Raw genomic sequence first — 13,473 nt, forward strand, 5'->3', positions numbered from 1 at the left:
GGCTGCCCCGGGCCCCTGCGCAGCAGTTTTGCGGCACTCTGACCGAGAATGACACGCTGTCCGTGCGGGATTGCGACGTTGGGAAGTGGGGAACGATGACGACTCGAGACGGATCCGACGCAGCTGTCGTAGTGCTGGCAGCAGGTGCCGGGACCCGAATGCGCTCGGACACCCCCAAGGTGTTGCACACCCTGGCCGGGCGCAGCATGCTCAGCCACGCCGTCCACACCGTCGCCAATGCGACGGCCCAGCATCTCGTCGTCGTGCTCGGGCACGACCGGGAGCGCATCGCCCCCGCGGTCAGTGAGCTGGCCGACAAGCTGGGCCGCACCATCGACATCGCGATCCAGGACCAGCAGCTGGGCACCGGGCACGCCGTGGCGTGCGGCCTGAGCTCGCTGCCCGACGAATTCGCCGGCACGGTCGTGGTGACCTCCGGTGACGTCCCATTGCTCGATGCCGACACCCTGGCCGCGCTGATCGAGACCCACAGCACCGCGACGGCGGCCGCCACCGTGGTGACCACCACCGTGCCCGACCCAACCGGGTACGGCCGCATCCTGCGGACCCAGGACAACGAGGTCATCGGCATCGTCGAGCAGGCCGACGCCACCGATTCCCAGCGGGCCATCCACGAGGTCAACGCCGGGGTGTACGCCTTCGACATCGCCGACCTGCGTTCGGCGCTGAGCCGGCTGAGCTCCAACAACGCCCAGCAGGAGCTGTACCTCACCGACGTGATCGCGATCGTGCGCCAGGACGGCCGCACCGTGCGGGCCATGCACGTCGACGACAGCGCGCTGGTCGCCGGCGTCAACGACCGGGTGCAGCTCGCCGACCTCGGCGCCGAGCTGAACCGCCGCATCGTGGCCCGCCACCAGCGCGCCGGCGTGACGATCATCGACCCGGCCACCACCTGGATCGACGTCGACGTCAGCATCGGCCGCGACACCGTCGTCCGCCCCGGCACCCAACTGCTCGGCGCGTCCGAGATCGGAGCCGGCTGCGAGATCGGACCGGACTCCACCCTGACCGACGTCGAGGTGGGCGACGGCGCATCGGTGGTGCGGACGCACGCGCAGCTCGCGGTCATCGGCGCCGGCGCGACGGTCGGACCGTTCAGCTACCTGCGGCCCGGCACGATCCTCGGCGCCGAGGGCAAGCTCGGGGCCTTCGTCGAGACCAAGAACTCCACGATCGGCGCCGGCACCAAGGTTCCGCACCTGACCTACGTCGGCGACGCCGACATCGGCGATCACAGCAACATCGGCGCCTCCAGCGTCTTCGTCAACTACGACGGCGAGAACAAGCACCGGACCACCATCGGCTCCCACGTGCGCACCGGCTCCGACACCATGTTCATCGCCCCGGTCACCGTCGGCGACGGCGCCTACACCGGCGCCGGGACCGTGCTGCGCGACGACGTGCCGCCCGGCGCGCTGGCGGTCTCGGACAACGCCCAGCGCACCATCGAGGGCTGGGTGGAGCGCAAGCGCCCGGGCTCGGCTGCGGCCGAAGCCGCCCGCAGGGCCCGCGAGGAGTAGGCCGGCCGCGAGCGTGACGCTGCTGCACGAAATCCGTGGCAAACGCGTACGGGAACGCCACAGTCGGCACCCGCTGGGGCGTACAGACCGACGTTTTGTGTTGGCAATCTGGTAACCCGGCTACGAACAACCAGAAACGCTACGTACGATTGCTCCGTATCGATCCCCAACCGCGAAGGCAGCCATAGTGGCCACGGACTGGACCGACAATCGAAAAAACCTGATGCTGTTCTCGGGGCGTGCCCACCCCGAGTTGGCGGAGCAAGTGGCCAAGGAACTCGGTATCGAGGTCACTGCCCAGACCGCCCGGGACTTTGCCAACGGCGAGATCTTCGTCCGGTTCGACGAGTCCGTGCGTGGCTGCGACGCCTTCGTGCTGCAGAGCCATCCGGCGCCACTGAACCAGTGGCTGATGGAGCAGCTCATCATGATCGACGCGCTCAAGCGCGGTAGCGCCAAGCGGATCACCGCGATCCTGCCGTTCTATCCGTATGCGCGCCAGGACAAGAAGCACCGCGGCCGTGAGCCCATCTCGGCCCGCCTGGTCGCCGACCTGCTCAAGACCGCAGGCGCCGACCGCATCGTCTCGGTGGACCTGCACACCGATCAGATCCAGGGCTTCTTCGACGGCCCCGTCGACCACATGCGCGCCCAGTCGCTGCTGTGCGGCTACATCGCCGACAAGTACTCCGACACCGACATGGTGGTCGTCTCCCCCGATTCCGGTCGCGTCCGCGTCGCCGAGAAGTGGGCCGACTCACTCGGCGGTGTCCCGCTGGCCTTCATCCACAAGACCCGTGACCCGTTGGTGCCCAACCAGGTCAAGGCCAACCGCGTGGTCGGTGACGTCAAGGGCAAGACCTGCATCCTGACCGACGACATGATCGACACCGGCGGCACCATCGCCGGCGCCGTCAAGCTGCTGCGTGAGGACGGCGCCAAGGACGTGGTGATCGCCGCCACCCACGGCGTGCTGTCCGACCCGGCCGCCCAGCGCCTGGCCGAGTGCGGTGCCCGCGAGGTGATCGTCACCAACACGCTGCCGATCACCGAGGACAAGCAGTTCCCGCAGCTGACCGAGCTGTCCATCGCACCGCTGCTGGCCAGCACCATTCGCGCGGTGTTCGAGAACGGTTCGGTGACCGGGCTGTTCGACGGGTCCGCCTAATGGCGCGTATTTACCACAACCCCAAGTGCTCGACCTCCCGCAAGACCCTGGATCTGTTGCGGGAGAACGGGATCGAGCCCGAGGTGGTGCAGTATCTGAAGACGCCGCCGACGCGCGCGGAGCTGAAGCAGATGATCACCGACGCCGGCATCGACGTCCGCACCGCGGTGCGTAAGCGCGAATCCCTGTACACCGAGCTGGGTTTGGCCGACGCGTCCGATGACGAGCTGCTCGACGCAATGGCCGAGCACCCGATCCTGATCGAGCGGCCGTTCGTCGTCACCGACAACGGCACCCGGTTGGCCCGGCCGATCGATTCGGTGCGCGAGATTCTGTGAAGCGGCTGCTCGCCACGGCCGGTGCGCTGGCCGTCCTGGTCTCCGGTTGTGGCGCCGAAACGCCTGACTACAAGTCAATCTGGACGACGAGTTCGACCACCCCTGCCGCCGACGCGGGCCAGCAGCCGGTGCCACTGTGGCAGTTCCTGGAGGAGTCCGGCGTGGTGGGTGAGCCCATCGCACCGGAGAAGATCCCGCATCTGACCGTCACCATGCCGAGCCCGCCGGGCTGGCACCCGTACAACAACCCCAACCTGGCCCCGGGCACCCGGATGATCGCCAAGGGCGACACCTATCCGACCGCGATGCTGCTGGCATTCAAGTTGCACGGGGATTTCGACGTACCCCAGGCGCTCAAGGACCACGGTTACGCCGACGCCCAACTGTCGGAGAACTTCAAGCAGCTCAACGCATCCACCGCGGACTGGAAGGGCTTCCCGTCGGCGATGATCGAGGGCAGCTACGACCTCAACGGCAAGCGCATGCAGAGCTACAACCGCGTCGTGATCCCCGCCGACGGACTGCAACCGCCGCAGCGCTACCTCATCCAGCTGACCATCACCACCTACGCCGACGAGGCACAGGCGCAGGGGCCGGACATCGAATCGATCATCTCGGGGTTCAACGTCGGGAAGAAGTGACGGCGCGACCGTAGGGTGGTCAGCATGAGTGGATGGACCAGCGCCGACCTGCCTTCATACTCCGGCCGCCGGGTGATCGTCACCGGCGCCAACAGCGGGCTGGGGCTCGTCACGGCACGTGAGCTCGCCCGGGTGGGCGCCAAGGTCACCGTCGCGGTGCGCAACCTGGAGAAGGGCACCGCGGCCGCCGAGACCATGACGGGCGGGCAGGTCGAGGTACGCAAACTCGACCTGCAGGACCTGGCTTCGGTGCACGAGTTCGCCGACACGGTCGAGAGCGTCGACGTGCTGGTGAACAACGCCGGCATCATGGCCGTGCCGCTGAGCCGGACCGTCGACGGCTTCGAGAGCCAGATCGGCACCAATCACCTCGGTCATTTCGCCCTGACCAACCTGCTGCTGCCCAAGATCACCGACCGGGTGGTCACGGTGTCGTCGTTGATGCACTGGATCGGGAAGATCAGCCTTCGTGACCTGAACTGGAAGTCGCGGCCCTATTCGGCGTGGCTGGCGTACGGGCAGTCCAAGCTGGCCAACCTGATGTTCACCTCCGAGCTGCAACGACGGCTGACGGCCTCGGGTTCGCAGGTGCGTGCGGTGGCGGCCCACCCCGGCTATTCGGCCACCAATCTGCAGGGCCAGACCGGCAACAAGTTCGGTGAGCGCATGATGTCCACCGCCAACCGGATGTTCGCCAGCGACGCCACGTTCGGTGCCCGCCAGACACTGTTCGCGATCTCCCAGGATGTCCCCGGCGACAGTTTCATCGGCCCGCGGTTCGGCCAGTTCGGTGTCAGCCAGCCCGTCGGGCGCAGCCCGCTGGCCCGCAACGTCGCCACTCAGAAGGCGCTGTGGGACCTGTCCGAGCAGCTCACCAAGACCACCTATCCCCTGTAGGGCGTCTGCACGATTTTTGGGGACGGGCCGGTCTTTGCTACCCTGACCTGGCGTCACGGCGAGGGTGGACCATTTGGGCCACCGTTATCGGCGGGAACTTCTTCAAGTGTTGCGACCCTTGCCGTGCTGACGATCTGACCGCAGTACCGCAATCCAGAGGAGCAACACCATGGCCAAGGCCGCAGCCAAGAACATCCCCAACAAGCTGACCGCGACCGTGCGTACCCGCACCGGCAAGGGCGCCTCGCGCCAGGCCCGTCGCGACGGCAACGTGCCCAGCGTGCTGTACGGCCACGGCACCGAGCCCCAGCACCTGGAGATCAACGCCCGCGAGTTCGCCGCCGTGCTGCGCCACTCGGGCACCAACGCCGTGCTGACCCTGGACATCGAGGGCACCGAGCAGCTGGCCCTGACCAAGGCCCTGGACATCCACCCGATCCGCCGCAACATCCAGCACGCCGACCTGCTGGTCGTGCGCCGCGGCGAGAAGGTCACCGTCGAGGTCACCGTCACCGTCGAGGGTGACGCCGCCCCGGGCACCCTGGTGACCCAGGACGCCAACACCATCGAGATCGAGGCCGAGGCCCTGTCGATCCCCGAGCACCTCACCGTGTCGGTCGAGGGCGTCGAGGCCGGCACCCAGATCCTGGCCGGCCAGATCGAGCTGCCCGCCGGCGTTTCGCTGGTCTCGGATGCCGAGCTGCTGGTGGTCAACGTCGTCGAGGCTCCGAGCGCCGAGGCGCTCGAGTCCGAGGGTGCCGGTGAGACCGCCGAGGCCCCGGCCGCCGAGGAGCCGGCCGCCGAGGCTGCCGAAGCTTCCGAGTAAGCCTCCGGACCACTACGTAGGACACTCCTCGAATGGCCGAGCCGCTGCTGGTGGTGGGCCTGGGTAACCCCGGGCCCGCCTACGCCAAGACCCGGCACAACGTCGGGTTCATGGTGGCCGAGGTACTGGCCGCCCGCATCGGCTCGGCCTTCAAGGTGCACAAGAAATCCGGTGCCGAGGTGGTCACCGGGCAGCTCGCCGGAGCGCCGGTGGTGCTGGCCAAACCTCGGTGCTACATGAACGAGTCCGGTCGTCAGGTCGGGCCGTTGGCCAAGTTCTACTCCGTGCCGCCCGGCCGGATCGTGGTGATCCACGACGAGCTGGACATCGACTTCGGCCGCATCCGGCTCAAGGTCGGTGGCGGCGAGGGCGGCCACAACGGGCTGCGGTCGGTGGCGTCAGCCTTGGGCAGCAAGGATTTTCAGCGGGTCCGCATCGGCGTGGGACGCCCACCCGGCCGCAAGGACCCGGCGGCGTTCGTGCTCGAGGCCTTCAACGCCGCCGAACGCACCGAGCTGCCGACCATCTGCGAGCAGGCTGCCGACGCCACGGAGCTGTTGATCGCCCAGGGCTTGGAGCCGGCCCAGAACACCGTGCACGCCTGGTGATCCTCACCAACTGAAGGGTCGCCCGAGAGTCAACGTCCGTTCGGCCGGCGCATACCAGCCCTGCGGCGCGTACTGGTCGGTGTGCAGGTAGCACTGCACCCGTACCTGCGAGCTGCCGGGACTGAAGGTGAGCAGTCGGCTGATCGGCAGCGTGGTGATCGGCATGTGGTGGCGACTCAGCGACGCCACATTCATGAAGTACGTTCCACCCCAAGCCTGCTCGATGTGGGTCTTGCCGCCGTGGGAGTCCTCGGGGTTGGTGTGGGTGTGCCCGGCCAGCCAGAGTGCGACGGCCCCGGGATGCTCCGTCAGGTACCGCTCGAAGGCGCCGGAATCCGGCTTGCCGCCGACCCAGTACAGGTAGGACGCTCCTTGTGGCGTGCCCTGCGGGAACGGGCGGTGGTAGTGCTCGTAGAGCCGGCCGTCGGCGCCGCGGCGCACACCCTCCCACTCGCCCGATGCCACAGTGGTGTCCTTGAGCACGTAGTGGTGCACCGTGACGATGATCGAATCGCGGTTCTGCTCAACCATGTTCGCCCACCACCGAAACGTCTCGGACGAAACCACGCCGCCGGGGTTGCCGCCGAGGGTGCCGCGGCCGACCGTCTGCGACGGCTCGTTGCGATCACTGAGCATCAGGAAGAGCAGGTTGCCCACCCGGAACGCGTACCGTTCCCAGGTCCCGCTGACCGGGTACGGCCGGGCGCCGGCGTCGACACCGGAGTGTGCGGTGTGCGCCCCGAGCGGATCGACCCACTTCTGCCACCACCATGCATCGGGTTCGGAAAGCCCACTGCGGTCGTGGTTTCCGCACACCGAGTACACATCCTCGCGGCGATGCTTGCGCATGACCGAAAGCTGCCTGCGTACCTCATCTCCCTCGGCGTCGTCCGGCAGGCTGTGATGCGCCCCGGACATGTCGCCGACGTCGACTGCGATGTCCCAGTCGAACGGCGGGCCGCCTTGTGCCCCACCGAACTCGGACTGGCGGATGGCATCGGCCAGGCTCTCCCGGCCGAACCGCTTGTCGGTCCCGACGTGAGCGTCACCGAACGCCCAGAGCCGAAAGTCTTCCCGCTGTGTGGCCATCGCCGCGCAACGATAGCCACGCCGCGGTGACGCCGTCCGGCGTTGCGATCAGGCTGATTCCAAAGTCCGGTCAGCGCCTCCGGATCCCGCTGTCGACGACCTTGACGGTCTTGTGCGGAAACCGCTTCTCGGCGTGCGCCTTGGCCGCCGAGTTCGGCAGCACGTACAGGGTTTCGCGTTTGTCCCGTAGCGGTTTGAGCACGCGGTCCATGAACTCCTTGCGGTCATCGAGGTATGGCTCGATCACATCCTCCCCCGCCGGGCACACCGCCAGGCAGTAGGCCGCCTTGTAATTCGCCTTGAAGGACAGGCTCTGCCACATCGACGCATTTTCCGAATCGCTGACCCGGGAGCGGAAGTCGGCGGCGTCGGTGCTGTCGGCGATGGTCTGCGCCCAGTCGGTGAACCCGCCCATGAACTCGCGGTAGTTGTGCACCGAACACGCGACGAAATCGAATTCCCCATCCTTGCCGATCGCGCCGACCGGGCAGGCCGCCACACAGAGCTTGCATTCCAGACAAGGTGAATAGTCCAGCGGCGCACCGTAACTGCTGATCGGCGCGGCCACCAGGATGGTGGCCAGCAGGATGAAGTTACCGAATCTCGGGTGGATCACGTTGCGGTGGATCCCCATCACCCCCAGACCGGAGGCCACCGCCACGGGTTTGTGCGCCACCACCCAGATCCGCCCCGGGAATCGGTCCATCTCCATCGGGAAGGTGGCCGACGGGTTCACCGCACGGTGGCCGGCGTCCTCCAATGCCCGGGTGATCCGGTGGGCGGCCTCGTTGATGATCTCGCCGCTGCGGTGGAACTCCTGGTTCGCGACGCTGCGGGTCGATGAGCGCACGTTGTCGCGGTTCATCTTCACCACCAGCGAGATGTAACTCCGCACTCCCGGTAGCGCGATCTCCACGTGCTCCCGCTCGGAATCCAGGGCCGGGTTGTCCACGGCGGCGAACGCGACGTCGTCGGCCCCGGAGTCCAGGCACAGCTGCCGCAACCAGTCGGCATCGATCACGTCCGGGACCGCCGCGGCCGCACGGGCGCGGACCGCCCGCACCGTGGGATGGTCGGCCAACCGGGGCGGGAGATTCGGCTTCATCCATCTGAGTATAGATATCTATACTCAGCATGCAAGGATTGCTCCTACCGGCGTAAAGAAAGCGTTCAGACCCCGATGCAGACCCACGCCGCAGGGGTACACCCGAGGTATGGACACGAACCGACTGCTGACCCCGCTACTCGACGGCTCCCGGCCGTGGGGCTGCGTGCAGGTCCGGCCCGGTCGCTTCGGCATCACCTACTACCGCCTGGTGGTGTACCCGCCGGACCTGAGCCGGACCGAGCACCGCCTGGTCCGGCTGGCCCGAGGCTGGCCGCTGTGGGGAATGACGCTGTGGTTGCTGTGCCAGATCTGGCTGGCTGGCCAGATGTCACCCTGGCTCGCGTTCGGGATCTCCACGGCAGTCGCCGCGGCCACCGGGGCCGTCACGCTCGGCCTGTCCGGTGGCGGCTACCACCGGGTGCGCACGATGAGCGCGACCACGATGGGCGGCTATGACGACCCGGATTCGTGCGCGTTGCGAGACCGACTGGTCGCGCTGGCGGCGATCCTGCTGCGGGCCGACGAGGACCGCGCCCGCGGCGAGATCACCGCCGTCGACCACGAGCTGACCTGGTGGCAGGTCTACAACCTCATGCAGGACAGCGCCACGAGCACCCGGCAGGCGAACTGATGTCCGACATGTTCGAGGTGCTCGCACTGATGGCAGCACCCGCCGCGATCCTGTTGGCGCTGCGCTGGCATGTGCTGCGCCAGAACCGGGCCGCCGCGGCGGAGAGCATGCCGAACAACACGCTGCGAGGGTGCATGCCCGACAGCGGACATACGCCCTCGCAGCGCTGAAGCTCGTCTTGTGCTAGCGGCGAGCGCCCGGCATCCCCAGCCAGGGGAACACCGGGATGTTGGCGGGCGGCGCCGTGGTTCCGGGCCGCGCCTTTATCGACGTGCTGCCATTGGTCGAGCAGATGGTCTTGGTGGCCGTGTCCTGGCAGGTCGGTCGAGCGGCCGCAATGGGAGCCGAAATTACCGACACTGCAATCAGACCCGCCATCGCAAAAGCAAACTTACCGCGACCTTTCATCATGTCCTTCCCCTTCCGGGCTACGACCGCGATACCAGAAACGTCATGCGCGGAGCGCGCCGGCATCATTTCGCTCATCAGGGGCAGGCCGATACGACAACGGGGGAATCCGCATCGAGCGGGGTGTTGTTTGCCGCCGCACGGTTGAAGGCGTCCTGACGAGCAGCTTCGACAGTCGGTCCGGCACCACCGGCCACCACCCAGTTGCTGTCGCTGGCGACCGACACGATGCAGAGATTGTCGTTCGTCACCTCGTCGGCGGTGCATTCCACGCCACCGGCGGCTTCGCACGCCGCGATCACCGCCGCCGAGGCCTCTTCGCTGGTGTCACCGGTTGCGGTGAAGCCCGCGATGGTGTTGATGAAATCGCCGGTACCGACCGCCACGAACATGTCTTCGGGGTCGCCCTCCACATATCCACCCGGGCCACCTGCCCACGCGGTGCCCGCGGAAATCCCGGCAACGACGACGCCCACGCCGAGGATCGCCGAAACCCGTTTGGATTTGACCATTGCAGCCCTCTCGTCAAAGTGATTTCTGCCACAGAATACAAAAACACTGCATGAACGATGGGCAAATCGACCGTGCTATCACCGAATTAGTAATCAGCGGATGTCCGGTCGCGCTTGCACAGCGAAGAACGCATTGAAATCAGGTTGTCGCGACGGGCGCAAATAGAAAGTGCGAGCACACGCAATATGCTGCCCGCGAGCGCACGTGCCGGGCAGCAGGCCCGGCCGCTCGGGGAGAACGTCAGCCGGTGACCAGGGACACCGAGTTGGCGCGACGCAGCTTGCCCGACGGGGTCTTCGGGATGCTGCCGGGTCCGAGCACCACGACGTTGCGCGGACGCATGTCGACCTCGGACACCACCTCGTGCGCCACCTGGTGCTCGATCCGGCGCACCTCGGCCGGATCCTGCCAGGCATTGGATTCGACTGCGACCGCGAAGGTTTCGCGCGAATGCCCGGCGTCCAGACGCACCGCCACAGCACAGCCGGGACGCACGCCCTCGACGCGGCCGGCCGCCCGCTCGATGTCGGTCGGGTAGATGTTGCGCCCGGCCATGATGATCACGTCCTTGACGCGACCGCACACGACGATGTTGCCCTCCTCGGTGATGTAGCCGAGGTCGCCGGTGTCATACCAGCCGTGCTCATCCTGGGCGGGCAGGAAGCCGCCCATGGTGATGTAACCGGGGGTCAGCGATTCGCCGCGCAGTTCGATGACGCCGACGCCGCGGGCCGGCATGACATCACCGTGCTCGTCGACGACGCGAGCCTCGAGGTCTTGCAGCAGCGGGCCCAGTGAGGCCAGCCGCTTGGTGTTGCCCTTGGTGGCGGGCACGGCCCGGCGCAGCGCGGCCAGCAGGTCGGCGTCGACCTCATCGACCACCAGGCCGGCGTTGCACGGCGAGAACGACACCGCCAGGCAGGTCTCTGCCATGCCGTAGGCCGGCAGGATCGCCGACGGCTTCAATCCGAACGGCTTACCGGCGTCGATGAGGTCCTCGACGTCAGCCGGTTCCACCGGCTCGGCGCCCGACAGCGCGAAGCGCAGCGTGGACAGGTCGTACTCGCCGGGCTTGGCCTGGCGGCGCAACCGCTTGGCGAACAGCGCGTAGGCGAAGTTGGGCGCCGCGGTCATGGTGCCCTTGTACTTGTCGATGAGCTTGGCCCACAGCAGCGTGTCACGCAGGAAGTCCATCGGCGTGACCTTGACCAGCTCGGCGCCGAAGTACATCGGGATGGTCAGGAAGCCGACCATGCCCATGTCGTGGAAGCAGGGCAGCCAGCTGACCATGACGTCCTTGTCGACGTCGTACTCGGCACCGATGAACATCGCCTCGGCGTTGGAGTGGATGTTGCGGTGCGTGATCTGCACGGCCTTAGGAGATCCAGTCGAGCCCGACGTCAACTGCATCAGGGCCAGATCGTCCTCGCCGGTCTCCACCGGGTCGATCGGGTCGGCGGCCAGCAGGTCGGCGACCTTGAGCACCTTGATGCCCTTTTCTTCGAGCACCGGGATGGCGACCAGGAAGGGCTCGGAGACGATGACGGCATCGGCCTCGATCATGCCGATCACGTTCATGGTGTCCTCGGCCCAGACCGCCAGGTCGGTACGCGGAGTCGGCTGGTGCAGCATCGTCAGGCTGGCGCCGCGCATCCACACACCCTGCGCAGTCGGCGCGATCTCCACCGGGAATCCGGCCAGCACGCCGACGGCGTCGCCGTGGCCGATGCCCGCGGCGGCCAAGCCACCCGCGATGCAGCGGGCCCGTTCGTGAACCTCACCCCAGGTGTGGCGAATCGGCTCGTGCGGTTCGCCAGTCACCATCCCGCGTTTGCTCTCCCGAGCGTTGCGGAACATCTTCTCGGTGAATCTGCTCACGACGACCTCCTTGGGTTCCGCGGCCCCGACACCGGCGACAGGGCGCGCGGTGCAATTGCCCGGTTATCCATGCTCCGCCCGCTGTGCACCGCTTTTGGGTAGGCGCGCGCACACAATTGGGGAGCAGTTATGTCTCGATCAGGTGATGCCCCAGGTCCGCGCCTACGGCTACGCGACCGCCCACCATCAGAGGTGGCGGGCGCACAAGTCGCATCCGACGCAAGACCGCTAGCATTCACCGCCGATCATCTTAAGAGACCCTTAAGTAACTGGCCAAACCCTCGCGTTAATTGAGGCCTGGGTCACATTCTCAGACCGACGTCGAAGGCGCATCTCGCCGTTTCCACTCTGGGGNTCGCCCCGGCCGGTGCCCAGGGCCGTTCCGCCGTGCAGCGCGAACGGAACGTCGCTGCCCAGCCGGGCGGCCAGCGCATGCAGATCGCGCCTGGGTACGCCGAGCTCCCACAGCGTGTTCATCGCGACCAGGACAGCCGCGGCGTCCGCACTGCCCCCGGCCATGCCACCGGCCACCGGAATCGACTTGTCGATGCTGATCGACACGTCGGGTGACCGGCCGACGTGCTCGGCCAACAGCTCGGCGGCGCGCCAGGCCAGGTTGCGTTCGTCGGTGGGCACCGACTCCACGCCCTCCCCCGCGACCGTCAGCGACAGCATGTCGGCGTTGCGCACCGTCACCTCATCCAGCAGCGACACGGCGTGGAACACGGTGGTGAGGTCGTGATAGCCGTCGTCGCGCACGTCGCCGACTGCCAGGTACAGATTCACCTTGCCGGGGACGCGCACGGTGACCGAACCGGTGGGGACCCATTCGGAGGCGGTACTGCCGTCGGATGCTGACACGGCCACGACACTATCGCCGCCCAGGGGCCGTTGTCGGTGAACTTAAGCTGAGACGGTGCCCTCACCCGAGGTGATCGTCGCGGGATACACCGCAACACAAGTCGTCGGGCGCGGCGGCTCGGCGGTCGTATACATCGCGACTGACCCCGACGGCGCCGTCGTCGCGCTCAAGGTTCTCGACGGTGAGCGCCGCCCCGGCGACCAGGCCCGGCTGCAGCGCGAGTTCGATTTCGCCCGCCGGCTCGACCATCCCAACATCGTCACGGTGTACGCGACCGGCCCGGGCTGGCTGGCGATGGAGTTCGTCGACGGCGGGACGGTGAGCGATCTGCCCGGCACCGCCACACGGCTGACCGCGCTGGCCCAGATCGCCGGCGCACTCGATCACGCCCACCGTCGCGGGATCGTGCACTGCGATGTCAAACCCGCCAACATTCTTGTCGATCAACCGTTTTCGAGGGCGGTGCTGATCGACTTCGGGGTGGCGCACTCGATGGCCGAGGATGTCGCCGCCCGGCTGGCGCACGATCCCGCCCGCCTCAGTCTCGATCCGGCCCGGCGGATCACCCGTCAGGCACCCGAAGCCCACCTGAACATCCAGGCGTCGCTGCCCTATTCGGCACCCGAACTGCTCGCCGGCCGGGCCCCGTCGGGCGCCACCGACCAGTACGCGCTGGCCTGCACGACGGTGGAACTGCTGACCGGCTCGCCACCGTTCACCGCGAGCGACGCGATGGGCCTGATCGACCATCACCTGCACAGCCGGGTGCCACGAATCTCGGAGCGGGGCAACGGGATTCCCCGTGGGGTGGACCCGGTGGTGGCCAAGGCGCTGGCGAAGGACGCCGAACGACGCCACGCGTCCTGCACCGAGTTCATCGGCCTGGTCGGCGAGGCGTTGGACCGCCCAACGTGAAGAAGATCGCGAGATTGTCGAACAATCTCGCGATCTTCTTCACGTTG

Annotated in this window: 15 protein-coding genes and 1 pseudogene; 10 read left to right on the forward strand and 6 right to left on the reverse strand. The window is 67.3% G+C overall.

The genetic code is table 11. The features are described 5' to 3' along the window. Nucleotides 1-95: 95 nt before the first annotated feature. From glmU to pth, 7 genes are all read left to right on the forward strand, one after another. Nucleotides 96-1,544 carry a bifunctional UDP-N-acetylglucosamine diphosphorylase/glucosamine-1-phosphate N-acetyltransferase GlmU gene (gene glmU, locus BN4332_RS14445; protein WP_066899141.1) on the forward strand — a complete coding sequence of 483 codons (1,449 nt, stop codon included), beginning with the start codon at nucleotides 96-98 and terminating at the stop codon, nucleotides 1,542-1,544. Between the two features lie 187 nt (nucleotides 1,545-1,731). Beyond that, nucleotides 1,732-2,712 carry a ribose-phosphate diphosphokinase gene (locus tag BN4332_RS14450; RefSeq protein WP_066899069.1) on the forward strand — a complete coding sequence of 327 codons (981 nt, stop codon included), beginning with the start codon at nucleotides 1,732-1,734 and terminating at the stop codon, nucleotides 2,710-2,712. Then, complete coding sequence (gene arsC / locus BN4332_RS14455) at nucleotides 2,712-3,050, forward strand: arsenate reductase (glutaredoxin) (RefSeq protein WP_066899070.1); 339 nt, start codon at nucleotides 2,712-2,714, stop codon at nucleotides 3,048-3,050. The genes BN4332_RS14450 and arsC overlap by 1 nt, the downstream gene beginning before the upstream one ends. Further along, a complete protein-coding gene (locus BN4332_RS14460; RefSeq protein ID WP_066899071.1) occupies nucleotides 3,047-3,691 on the forward strand; it encodes an LpqN/LpqT family lipoprotein in 645 nt (214 codons plus the stop codon). The genes arsC and BN4332_RS14460 overlap by 4 nt, the downstream gene beginning before the upstream one ends. Before the next feature lie 24 nt (nucleotides 3,692-3,715). Then, on the forward strand, nucleotides 3,716-4,588 hold the full coding sequence (locus BN4332_RS14465; protein ID WP_066899143.1) for an oxidoreductase: 873 nt from the start codon (nucleotides 3,716-3,718) through the stop codon (nucleotides 4,586-4,588). Nucleotides 4,589-4,757: 169 nt separating this feature from the next. Next, nucleotides 4,758-5,414, forward strand: coding sequence for a 50S ribosomal protein L25/general stress protein Ctc (locus BN4332_RS14470; protein WP_066899072.1), 657 nt, complete (start codon nucleotides 4,758-4,760; stop codon nucleotides 5,412-5,414). A 32-nt stretch (nucleotides 5,415-5,446) separates the two neighbouring features. Next, nucleotides 5,447-6,022 (forward strand): aminoacyl-tRNA hydrolase, encoded by a 576-nt coding sequence (pth, locus tag BN4332_RS14475; RefSeq protein ID WP_066899073.1) that lies wholly within the window; start codon nucleotides 5,447-5,449, stop codon nucleotides 6,020-6,022. Nucleotides 6,023-6,025: 3 nt separating this feature from the next. On the opposite strand, the gene BN4332_RS14480 is transcribed toward pth, so the two are convergent. Further along, nucleotides 6,026-7,111, reverse strand: a complete 1,086-nt coding sequence (locus BN4332_RS14480) for a metallophosphoesterase family protein (protein ID WP_066899074.1) — start codon at nucleotides 7,109-7,111, stop codon at nucleotides 6,026-6,028. A 70-nt stretch (nucleotides 7,112-7,181) separates the two neighbouring features. Then, on the reverse strand, nucleotides 7,182-8,216 hold the full coding sequence (locus tag BN4332_RS14485; RefSeq protein WP_066899075.1) for a 4Fe-4S binding protein: 1,035 nt from the start codon (nucleotides 8,214-8,216) through the stop codon (nucleotides 7,182-7,184). A gap of 109 nt (nucleotides 8,217-8,325) precedes the next feature. Between BN4332_RS14485 and BN4332_RS14490 the strand changes: the two genes are divergently transcribed. Together BN4332_RS14490 and BN4332_RS33240 are read left to right on the forward strand one after the other, a co-directional pair. Further along, on the forward strand, nucleotides 8,326-8,850 hold the full coding sequence (locus BN4332_RS14490) for a DUF6611 family protein (RefSeq protein WP_066899076.1): 525 nt from the start codon (nucleotides 8,326-8,328) through the stop codon (nucleotides 8,848-8,850). After that, nucleotides 8,850-9,020 (forward strand): hypothetical protein, encoded by a 171-nt coding sequence (locus BN4332_RS33240; protein WP_160110862.1) that lies wholly within the window; start codon nucleotides 8,850-8,852, stop codon nucleotides 9,018-9,020. The genes BN4332_RS14490 and BN4332_RS33240 overlap by 1 nt, the downstream gene beginning before the upstream one ends. Nucleotides 9,021-9,033: 13 nt before the next feature. Here the strand turns inward: BN4332_RS33240 and BN4332_RS14495 are convergent, their stop codons facing one another. The 4 genes and pseudogenes from BN4332_RS14495 to ispE all read right to left on the reverse strand — a co-directional run. After that, nucleotides 9,034-9,336 carry a hypothetical protein gene (locus tag BN4332_RS14495; protein ID WP_235654096.1) on the reverse strand — a complete coding sequence of 101 codons (303 nt, stop codon included), beginning with the start codon at nucleotides 9,334-9,336 and terminating at the stop codon, nucleotides 9,034-9,036. After that, a complete protein-coding gene (locus tag BN4332_RS14500) occupies nucleotides 9,336-9,770 on the reverse strand; it encodes a DUF4189 domain-containing protein (protein WP_066899077.1) in 435 nt (144 codons plus the stop codon). Before BN4332_RS14500 ends, BN4332_RS14495 begins: the two co-directional genes overlap by 1 nt. A 241-nt stretch (nucleotides 9,771-10,011) precedes the next feature. Beyond that, complete coding sequence (locus BN4332_RS14505; protein WP_066899078.1) at nucleotides 10,012-11,649, reverse strand: fatty acyl-AMP ligase; 1,638 nt, start codon at nucleotides 11,647-11,649, stop codon at nucleotides 10,012-10,014. Nucleotides 11,650-12,006: 357 nt separating this feature from the next. Then, a pseudogene (gene ispE, locus BN4332_RS14510) lies at nucleotides 12,007-12,510 on the reverse strand (4-(cytidine 5'-diphospho)-2-C-methyl-D-erythritol kinase); the annotation flags it as partial. A 55-nt stretch (nucleotides 12,511-12,565) separates the two neighbouring features. Here ispE and BN4332_RS14515 point away from each other — a divergent pair. Beyond that, nucleotides 12,566-13,426 (forward strand): serine/threonine-protein kinase, encoded by an 861-nt coding sequence (locus BN4332_RS14515; protein ID WP_066899079.1) that lies wholly within the window; start codon nucleotides 12,566-12,568, stop codon nucleotides 13,424-13,426. Nucleotides 13,427-13,473 lie beyond the last annotated feature (47 nt).

The sequence above is a fragment of the Mycolicibacterium houstonense genome, assembly GCF_900078665.2.
In the GTDB taxonomy this organism is placed as follows: Bacteria; Actinomycetota; Actinomycetes; order Mycobacteriales; family Mycobacteriaceae; genus Mycobacterium; species Mycobacterium houstonense.